The 9,992-nt window shown below is 32.1% G+C and carries 11 protein-coding genes and 1 pseudogene; 4 read left to right on the top strand and 8 right to left on the bottom strand.

Annotated features, from left to right (window positions below; all coding sequences use genetic code 11):
- Positions 1-32 precede the first annotated feature (32 nt).
- Genes menB through IDG60_RS23150 form a run of 5 tightly spaced genes read right to left on the bottom strand, consistent with a single transcriptional unit; the run spans position 33 to position 4,689 of the window.
- Entirely contained in the window at positions 33-854 is an 822-nt protein-coding gene (menB, locus tag IDG60_RS19515) for a 1,4-dihydroxy-2-naphthoyl-CoA synthase (protein ID WP_000184945.1), read from the bottom strand.
- The gene (gene menH / locus IDG60_RS19510) at positions 847-1,650 is read right to left on the bottom strand and encodes a 2-succinyl-6-hydroxy-2,4-cyclohexadiene-1-carboxylate synthase (protein ID WP_000150197.1); all 804 of its coding nucleotides are present in this window, start codon (positions 1,648-1,650) and stop codon (positions 847-849) included. The genes menB and menH overlap by 8 nt, the downstream gene beginning before the upstream one ends.
- Positions 1,637-3,310, bottom strand: a complete 1,674-nt coding sequence (menD, locus tag IDG60_RS19505) for a 2-succinyl-5-enolpyruvyl-6-hydroxy-3-cyclohexene-1-carboxylic-acid synthase (protein ID WP_000526694.1) — start codon at positions 3,308-3,310, stop codon at positions 1,637-1,639. The genes menH and menD overlap by 14 nt, the downstream gene beginning before the upstream one ends.
- A complete protein-coding gene (locus IDG60_RS19500) occupies positions 3,297-4,619 on the bottom strand; it encodes an isochorismate synthase (RefSeq protein WP_223197981.1) in 1,323 nt (440 codons plus the stop codon). The genes menD and IDG60_RS19500 overlap by 14 nt, the downstream gene beginning before the upstream one ends.
- Complete coding sequence (locus tag IDG60_RS23150; RefSeq protein ID WP_001791731.1) at positions 4,585-4,689, bottom strand: hypothetical protein; 105 nt, start codon at positions 4,687-4,689, stop codon at positions 4,585-4,587. The genes IDG60_RS19500 and IDG60_RS23150 overlap by 35 nt, the downstream gene beginning before the upstream one ends.
- A 150-nt stretch (positions 4,690-4,839) precedes the next feature.
- Between IDG60_RS23150 and IDG60_RS19495 the strand changes: the two genes are divergently transcribed.
- Entirely contained in the window at positions 4,840-5,778 is a 939-nt protein-coding gene (locus tag IDG60_RS19495; RefSeq protein ID WP_000070966.1) for a 1,4-dihydroxy-2-naphthoate polyprenyltransferase, read from the top strand.
- Between the two features lie 51 nt (positions 5,779-5,829).
- Here the strand turns inward: IDG60_RS19495 and IDG60_RS19490 are convergent, their stop codons facing one another.
- On the bottom strand, positions 5,830-6,381 hold the full coding sequence (locus IDG60_RS19490) for a GNAT family N-acetyltransferase (protein WP_000620949.1): 552 nt from the start codon (positions 6,379-6,381) through the stop codon (positions 5,830-5,832).
- Between the two features lie 164 nt (positions 6,382-6,545).
- Between IDG60_RS19490 and IDG60_RS19485 the strand changes: the two genes are divergently transcribed.
- Entirely contained in the window at positions 6,546-6,761 is a 216-nt protein-coding gene (locus IDG60_RS19485) for a TM2 domain-containing protein (protein WP_000867357.1), read from the top strand.
- Positions 6,762-6,824: 63 nt separating this feature from the next.
- Positions 6,825-6,956, top strand: coding sequence for an SAR1012 family small protein (locus tag IDG60_RS19480; RefSeq protein ID WP_020978112.1), 132 nt, complete (start codon positions 6,825-6,827; stop codon positions 6,954-6,956).
- A 45-nt stretch (positions 6,957-7,001) separates the two neighbouring features.
- Here the strand turns inward: IDG60_RS19480 and IDG60_RS19475 are convergent, their stop codons facing one another.
- Positions 7,002-7,961 (bottom strand): ABC transporter substrate-binding protein, encoded by a 960-nt coding sequence (locus IDG60_RS19475; RefSeq protein WP_001081351.1) that lies wholly within the window; start codon positions 7,959-7,961, stop codon positions 7,002-7,004.
- A 487-nt stretch (positions 7,962-8,448) separates the two neighbouring features.
- On the opposite strand from IDG60_RS19475, the gene IDG60_RS19470 reads away from it, so the two are divergent.
- On the top strand, positions 8,449-8,805 hold the full coding sequence (locus tag IDG60_RS19470) for a DoxX family protein (protein WP_000766009.1): 357 nt from the start codon (positions 8,449-8,451) through the stop codon (positions 8,803-8,805).
- 88 nt (positions 8,806-8,893) lie between these two features.
- Here the strand turns inward: IDG60_RS19470 and IDG60_RS19465 are convergent.
- Positions 8,894-9,865, bottom strand: a pseudogene (locus IDG60_RS19465) (glycosyltransferase family 4 protein); the annotation flags it as partial.
- Positions 9,866-9,992: the final 127 nt, after the last annotated feature.

Genomic DNA, 9,992 nt, shown 5'->3' with positions numbered 1-9,992 from the left:
CGCAAGTGACTTAATATCATATTCAAAATAACTTATGGGAATTTAGGGAATTGATCGAAGTCAGGATCACGTTTTTCTTTAAACGCATCACGGCCTTCTTTCGCTTCATCAGTTGTGTAATAAAGCAATGTTGCATCCCCAGCCATTTGTTGTAAACCAGCTAAACCATCTGTGTCAGCATTCATAGCTGCTTTAAGGAATCGTAAAGCTGTTGGTGAGTGTTTCATAATCTCTTTACACCATTGCACAGTTTCATCTTCAACTTTATCTAAAGGTACCACTGTATTTACTAGGCCCATATCTAAAGCTTCTTGTGCATTGTATTGACGACATAAGTACCAGATTTCACGTGCTTTCTTATGTCCAACGATACGTGCTAAATATCCTGAACCATAACCTGCATCAAATGAACCTACTTTAGGACCAGTTTGTCCAAAAATAGCATTATCAGCAGCAATCGTTAAGTCACAAACAACATTTAGTACATTACCGCCACCTACAGCATAACCTTTTACCATCGCGATAACCGGTTTTGGAATAATACGAATTAAACGCTGTAAATCTAATACATTTAAGCGAGGGATTTGGTCTTCACCTACATAACCACCATGTCCACGTTTCTTCTGGTCACCACCAGAACAGAATGCTAAATCACCTTCACCAGTTAATACGATAACTGAAACGTTTTGATCATCACGTGCACGTGAAAATGCGTCAATCATTTCAGCAACTGTTTTAGGTGTAAACGCATTGCGTACTTCAGGGCGATTTATTGTTACCTTAGCAATCCCTTCGTAAAATTCATATTTGATTTCATCATATTCTCTAAGTGTTTCCCATTGTCTGTTAGTCATTTTGCTCCTCCTTTAAAAATCCTAATATCATTGTATCAAATTCATCACTATCTTCCACATGAATTGTATGACCTGTAGCAGAAATTAATTTACATTTACTATTAGGAATTAAATTTGCCATTTTTTTCGCAATCTGTACAAATTTTTCATCATATTCTCCAGCTAATATTAATGTTGGTACTTTAATTTCTTTCAGGCGCGGCCATAAGTTTGGCATTTGACCTGTACCATAATCTCTTAATGCTTTGGCCATTTTCTGTGGCGATTGAGACAATCGTTGTAGTCTTATTTGATGTTGTATTTCAACTGGTAATTCTAGTTGCGATTGAAATAATGGCAACTTTTCCCAATCATTAACAAATAATTCAATACCTGCTATGTCTAATACTTTAGCACGTGCATCATCAACAAGACGGCGTTCCAATTGATTTGCTTCTTCTTTAATACCTGGTGACGTACTTTCTAATATCAAATTAGATATAGGGATGTGACCATTAATTGCATAATATAATGCAACACGCCCACCCATTGAATATCCAAACAATGTTATTGATTTATCTTTATATTTATCTAAAATTCGGTCTAACAACGTCGTAATATAATCAAAATTCCACGTTTCATCCATTGAAGACTGATCTTCGCCATGGCCTGGTAAGTCTATAGTGATGACATGACAGATATCAGTATATTTATCGATGTGATTATAATAAGTACGACTGTCGCTAAGAAAACCATGCAGTAATACTAAAACTTGATTGGTCTCAACGTTTGCTTCATAGTATTTATAATGTGTCATGAATCATTTCACTCAATTTCTGATATAAAATTTGATGCTGTTTAAAGTTATCTTCGCGATTCGTTATCAATTCATAAATCGTCGAAGTTTCAGATAACAATGTGGCATTTTTAAATTCTGAAACACTGTTAAAACGTTTAAAATCGAATTGATATAACTTAGCTGTATACTCGAAATCCAATCCCGTCGGTGTGCCAAACAACCGTTCAAAATAGTCAGTTGCACTTTCTTTTTGTGGTAAATATGAAAAAATACCGCCACCATCGTTGTTCAATAATACAATATTCATCTGAATATTATTTAATTTTGACATTAATAGTCCATTCATATCATGATAAAATGACAAATCACCTATCAATAATGTTATTCGTTTATGCACAGCCATACCCAGTGCAGTTGAAACGATACCATCAATACCATTCGCACCACGATTCGCATAGACATCTATATTTTTATTCAATAACAAGTTATCTACATCTCTGATAGGCATACTATTACTAATAAATAATGCATCTTTTTCAGATGTTTTCTTAATCAATTCACCAACGAATGCACTCTCATCTGTAGCTTGTTCCAAATAACATTTAATTTCTTTACGCCCTTTTTTCTCTAAGCATTGCCATTTTTCTAACCAACTTACGCGATTGATGGTCGTGTCTTCCATTAATGATCTAAAGAAATCATTTGCAGAAATCTCATATGAAATATCTGGCGCTATAGGAAAGACATCAATCTTATCATTGTTTTGCACTAATATTTGAAATGCATCAGTTTTCTTTAACCATTGATTCAACTTTTTAGAAATCACTGGTTTCCCAACACGAATTACGAAATCCACATTTAAGTCTAAGCCGCTTCTAAACAGCAAATCATATGTACAGATAACATTCGGATGATCAAATTTTCTTAAATGACTTAAAGGATCAGCTAAAATAGGCAAATCATATATCGTTGAATACGTTAGTATTTGATCAACTTCTTGGTGCTGCATATCCCCTACAATAATTAAACCTTTTTTCTTATTTAAAATGTGTCTTAATGCCGATGCATCTATACTTTTTTGATAGTGCGGTAAAATCTTCATCTCAGAAGTTAACAATTCTGTTGCATTCAAATCAGGTGTTAACGGATCTCTAAATGGCAAGTTAAAATGAATTGGCCCTTTATGTGGTCCATATAAATATTGACTAGCAATTTGCATTTGATAATAAATTGCATTAATGGTCTCTTTACTATCATCCGCAATAGGCATATCGAACTCATAACTTACATAATTATTAAACATATTTACTTGATTAATCGCTTGTGGTGCGCCTACACTTCTTAATTCATGCGGACGGTCACTTGTTAAAACGATTAATGGAATTCTACTAATTTGGCTTTCAGCAATTGCAGGCGTATAATTCGCTGCTGCTGTACCTGACGTACATAATATAGCGACAGGTCTTTCACTGCCTTTAATTAACCCAACTGCAAAAAATGCTGCACTTCGCTCATCGGGGTGTATCCATGTTTTAATATTTGGATGTGCTTCAAATGCAAGTGCAAGTGGCGTTGAGCGTGATCCCGGACTGATAACTACTTCCCTTACGCCGTATGCATATAACTCAGATGCAAATGTAAAAACTTGCTTCGTTAAAGCTGCTTTATGATTTCCCATTCATATCGACTCCTAATGCATTCATCATAGGTGTGAACTTAAGGTTCGTTTCTGCCAATTCACTATCTGGATCAGAATCTTTAACAATGCCACACCCAGCAAATAAAGTTGCTTGTGCTTTCTTAATAAGCATCGAACGAATTGCAACAATAAATTCACAATCATCATATATATCTATATAGCCAACCGGCGCACCATATAATCCTCGTGTACCAAATTCTTTCTGTTCAATAAAATCCATCGCAAATTCTTTTGGATAGCCACCTAAAGCAGGTGTTGGATGTAAATGATCAATTAAACTAATATACGAATCATCCTTCAGTGGCGCCTTTATTTCAGTGTACAAGTGATATAAATGATCATTTTTTAGAATTTTAGGCGTCTTATCATAATGTAATTCAGTGATATAAGGTTTAATATCATGTAAAATACTGTCAACAACAAATCGATGTTCGATTAAGTTTTTATTATCTTTTAAAAATGCTTCAACATTTTTTGTATCTTCGTCCTCATCTTGTGAACGTTTAATTGTACCTGCTACAGCTTTAGTCGATAGTATTTTATTATTGACCTTTATTAATTGTTCAGGTGTTTGTGAAAAGAATATAGAATCTTGTGATTCTAACAAGAATATATAACTGTTTTTTTCTTTAGAATATGCTTGCTTTAGAATATATGGAATACTGATATCTTTATCGAACTTTATTAACCGTCTACGTGCTAGTACAATTTTTTCTTCATTATTAATAGATTCTATAGCTTCTACTACAAGTTGACGCCAGTCATCTTTATAAATATCTTCATTTCTAGTAATTTCCCCAATTTGCTCGTCCACATCTATATCCGATATATTGTTGAACAAATCCATTAAATCGTTCAATGCCTCAACAGTAAAACTTTCCCTTTTAACTGTATAAGTTAAAAATGTCCCATTATTATCAGTTGAAATTAAAACTTCAGGTAATACAAAATGATTTAGTCCAAACTCTCGCCATTCATCATCTGATTTATGACTCGAAAATTGGAATCCTCCAACAACTCGAAGATGATGTTTCTCAGATTGCGGATGTATAAATGTGATGTTATGTTTTAATTTTTCCCAGTCTTTAAAAATAGATTGTTTATTTTTAGAATTATTTTTGAATAATTGAATTGCTTTGTAGCCAAAATATGACGTTCGATTATCATTCAAACGCATATAAAAGCGATCTCCTGCCTCATTGTCAGTGAGATGAAATAATGTGCTCGGGTCTAGTGACTGTGATAATTTCACTTCAACTGAAACCCATTCCTTTGAGCTGCCATATATCTCTTTGACAATATCGTCCTCTAATACGCCCGTAGCCATCCATTTCACTTCTTTCTTCGTCTTTTTTCACTCATTATTATATTGTATCATTTTTGGATAATTGTGTTACAAGAATTGCTTAAACTTATCTTGCAATTTTTCACGTCAATTGACCTTTATGCTACTTTCTATTAAAATATCTTTGTTATAAAAAATATGATTTAAAGAGGTTTTGTATTCAATGAGTAATCAATATCAGCAATATTCTACAGTTAAGAAATATTGGCATTTAATGCGTCCTCATACATTAACTGCTTCCGTAGTACCCGTTTTAGTTGGTACAGCAGCATCTAAAATATATTTTCTTGGTAGCGAAGATCATATTAAAATCAGCCTATTCATTGCCATGTTACTAGCATGCTTACTTATTCAAGCAGCAACTAATATGTTTAATGAATACTATGATTATAAAAAAGGCCTTGATGATCATGAATCTGTAGGCATTGGTGGTGCCATTGTTCGCAACGGTATGAGCCCAGAGCTTGTGCTACGATTAGCCATTGCATTTTACATCTTAGCAGCAATATTAGGTTTGTTTTTAGCTGCTAACTCTTCATTTTGGTTATTACCAGTTGGATTAGTATGTATGGCTGTTGGTTACCTATATACAGGTGGCCCTTTCCCTATTTCATGGACGCCTTTCGGTGAATTATTCTCAGGCGTATTTATGGGTATGTTTATTATCGTTATTGCATTCTTTATTCAAACTGGCAATATTCAAAGTTATGTAATTTGGTTAAGTGTACCTATAGTAATCACTATCGGTTTAATTAATATGGCTAACAATATTCGCGACCGTGTCAAAGATAAAGCAAGTGGTCGCAAAACTTTACCCATTCTATTAGGTAAAAATGCTTCTTTAACATTTATGGCAATCATGTACTTTATCGCTTATGCCTTTATTGTACTTACGATCATTATTAAACCTGGTGGCTCATTATTTTACTTACTTGCGTTGTTATCATTCCCAATGCCTGTTAAAGTTATCAGACGTTTCAAGAAGAATGATACACCGCCTACAATGATGCCAGCAATGGCTGCTGCTGGTAAAACAAATACATTTTTCGGTTTATTATATGCATTAGGTATTTATATTAGTGCATTATTTGCAGGCATTTAATAGAAAATGATACTACTCGGCAATCGACTTACATCGAACTGTCGAGTTTTTTTATTTAACAATTAAATGATGATACATGTGCTTGTATAATTCAATCTGTCCATCAGATATAAAGCCTACTTTTTTATATAACTTTAATGCTGCTTCATTATTAATATCGCAATTCAAACTCCATTTAACATGTGTATTTGATTCAAGTAATGACGTTAATAACTTTGTCGCGATGCCTCTACCTCTATATGCTGCAAATGTCGCAATTGTTTCTATATAATACTCATCGTCTTTAGCTTCTTTTACAGGTAATGGCGTGCCATATTGTTTTATTTCTTCTGGCAAGTCAAGTAGTTCCCATGCTTTTTCGTATTTCAATTCATTTTCACCACTATAGCTAATAATACAACCTGCTACTTTATTTTCTACTTCATAAACTAAAATATGCTGATAAAAAGTTCGATATGTTGCATCAACACAGCTTTTTTCAATTGCATCTAATACCATGTCTTTAGGTAGATGCTTTACCAATTCTAATTCCATATCATCCCAAACCATATAAACTAACTTCGCAATATCAAATCGGTCCTCTGGACGTGCTTGACGTATCACTATGTCATCATTCCCTTTTACGTTATTAACATTTATTATATAGAAATTCTAGCTTATTTTAAAAAGATATACTTATAATTTTAGAAAGTTTGAAAATTCTAAAGTTAGAAATATTGGTTTTCACAACGAATTTAAGTAGAATTATAGTTAAGGAGGATTTACAAATGAAAGTCAATAAAGCCATTTATGTTATTGTTGCATTATTTCTTGGAGGTTTAGGTATTCATAAATTTTATGCTGATAAATTTGGACAAGGTCTTTTTCACTTATTATTTTTCTGGACAGGTATCCCTACCATCATCTCAATAATACATGCAATTTTTGTCATTTTTACTAAAAAAGCAGATAAAGATGGTTATATTATATTCCCTAAAAATTAAATAGTGACAATGACGTTTAAAAAGCATATATGAATGGGTATATAGTTCATAAGATATAGAGAAATGAGGTATGTAACGATGCGCCAATTCATTAAAAGAATTGTTAAAACAATCCTTGTCGGTTATGTAATTAAATTTATTCGAAATAAACTTTCAGGTAAATCATCACATCCGACAGATAATAAACATAATTAAAAATACAGCGCCACTCTTATATGATTTACGAGTAGCGCTGTATTTTTATTTTGCTTTTTCTGCAATTTTTTCTAAATCTTCTGCCATACTTTCACTTGCGATAATCCCCCTTGATTTCAACCACTTATTTCGGTCAACGTCATAAACTTTGTTATCTTTCACAGCTTTTAATGATTTCCAAACTGCAGGATCAATGAATTTCGTTCTATTTTTGTCCGTTTTTCCGTCAGTGGCTAAAATCATAACTTTTGGATTGATATTGGCAAGTTCTTCATTATTTAAATATATATAAGGACCACCCTTGCGTTCACCAACATGCGTAGTTTTGTCTTTTGTGACTTCAGGTTGAATACCCATTTTAATTAAGAATTGTCCCATAAATGTATCTTCATTATTAATAAACATACCTGCTCTTGAGATACCGAATGCAAATGCAGATTTTAACGTACTCTGTTCAATTTTCTTTCTAATCTCCGCTAATATTTTATCATGCTTTTCCAGACGCTTCTCGCCTTCTTTCTCTTTGCCTACTGCTTTAGCGACTGTTTTAAATGCTTCAATATTTGCATTATAATCTCCCGTACCGCTAACTAACATGATTGTCGGAGCAATTTTGCTCAATTCTGATTTGATTTTCTTATGTCTGCTAACATCTGCAATGATCAAATCCGGTTTTAATTTACTTATCACTTCCATATTCGGTTGCGGTCTAGATCCAACCGATTCATATGCCCCAATCTTATCTCTTACTGACTTTGTTATATTTTTAGTGCTGCCATCATCTGCAATACCAACAGGTTTCATATCTAATGCTGCTAAATAATCAGCAAAACTATATTCTAATACAACAACACGTTTAGGATTTTTCTTAATTTTTTCAGTTCCTAATTCATCTTTTATTGTCGTCATTTCAGTTTTCTCTTCAGTATCTTTTTGACCACAACCCGCTACTGCTACAACTAAGATTAGCATAAACACAACTAATTTAACGATATTCCTATTCACATATTTACCTCCAAACAACTTTAATAGAAAACTGCATTATTATTTTATCATTTAATTTGTTTATGATATATTTGGTATGCTATTATTTTTTCTTATCATAGTTTATTATCAAATCTTCTTATTATAAACAGCAAATGGCCTCTAATTTTGAAGATGACGCACTGGTTAATAATACTCATTTATCTCAAACCATCATTCTAATTATCCATACTACTCTCGCAATTTCATAATAGTGTTTACGATTCATAAATAGCGATGCAATAGTTAATTCATTTCCCTATAATCTTTGCACTATGCTGTACTAATCTTTATTTATAAATACAAAAAGTAACTGATGACTTAAACATCTTTCTACAACAATTGTTCAATACAATAGAACATTTAATAAATATTTAATAATTATTTTTATAAATAATCTTTACTTTCCACATCTTTACAAATATAATTTGGACTATGTTTTAAAAATATGAATGTTGGAGGTGACATGATGAAATTAGGTATGCTTTTAATTAGATGGATGTTAGCAACATCATTCTTAGTGCATGGTACTTTGAAATTTGTTGATTTAGATGGAACAATTCACTTCTTAGGCTCTTTAGGTTTACCACCTACCATCGCAGTATTGATGTCAATTGGTGAAGTTGTTGGAGGTTTAGCACTTATTATCGGCTTTTTAACGCCTTATGTTAATGTTTTTTATATTTGTGTTATGTTAGGCTCAATCTTCACACTTAAACTTACAAGAGGATATGTAAGTGGTTATGAATTTGAAATCATACATATCGTAATGAACTTAGCTTGTATTAGTAGTTACAGCTGGAAGAAATGGCTACAATTTTATTAACTATTATTTGAGAGGACTATCCTCTCTTTTTTTGTATATATCATGCGTAAAAATCCTAGGTACTCATGAATACCTAGGATTTTTTCATTTAGCTATTGAAAAGATTTAACCATTTTTCTAATATTGATTCCGTTGAATATTTTTCTATAATGTTTTCTCTCGCTTTCGAACCAAACTCCGCTGCTAATACATCATTATTAACAAGCTGAAGTATTTTATCAGCCATGTCCTTAATATTATGGTTTTCTATTAAATAACCATTTTTATTATCTTCTATAAAATCACTTGGTCCGTATTTGATGTCAAAGGCAACAACAGGCCTTTTAGAAATCATTGCTTCTATCATACTTAACCCTTGACCTTCATATTGAGATGTAGAAACGACTAATTTAAAATCTTCCAAGCATTTTTGTGGAGTTGTTGTATATCCTTTAAGAAAAACATTTCTTTCTAAATTTTTATCTTCAATCATTTTAGCTATTTTATCTTTGACAGATCCTTCTCCATATATATGAAATTTAACAGAATTATCTTTTTTTACGACTAACTCAGCCACTTCAATAAGCAAATCAATTCGCTTCGTTGGTACCATTCTAGAAATATGACCTACGATTTTTTCAGTTTGAAAATGTTTTGGAGCATTATGTATCTTAACAAAATTGCTAATAGTGAAAATATTTTCTACATCAAATTGATTAAGAATATCTAATCTTTGTGCCTCTGTTAATACAATTACACCGTTAATTTTATTCGCATTCTCAATAATATATTTCTCACTTTTTTTAAATGCACCCGTATCATCGAAATTTTCATGATGATTAACATGAATAACGCCATATTTCTGAGCATTTTTATGATTTGTATTAAACATTTTTGGAAAACTCCCTGGTCCATCACAAATCATAATACTATCTTTAGAATCTTTTATTAGTTTTTCTAAATAGTAAACACACAGTGCTAAATTGTTTTTAAATTCTTTTTTATTAACTAACACATAAGTTTTACCTACAGCACCATTATTAGCATTAATATTCCTTGAAATATATGGGTATCCCTTTTCAGTCAAGTCCAGACTCCTGTGTAAAATGCTATACAATGTTTTTACCATTTCTACTTATCAAAATTGATGTATTTTCTTGAAGAATAAATCCATTCATCATGTAGGTCCATAAGAACGGCTCCAATTA

Source organism: Staphylococcus sp. EG-SA-2, assembly GCF_017152085.1.
This window is presented reverse-complemented; position numbering and strand designations above follow the sequence as displayed.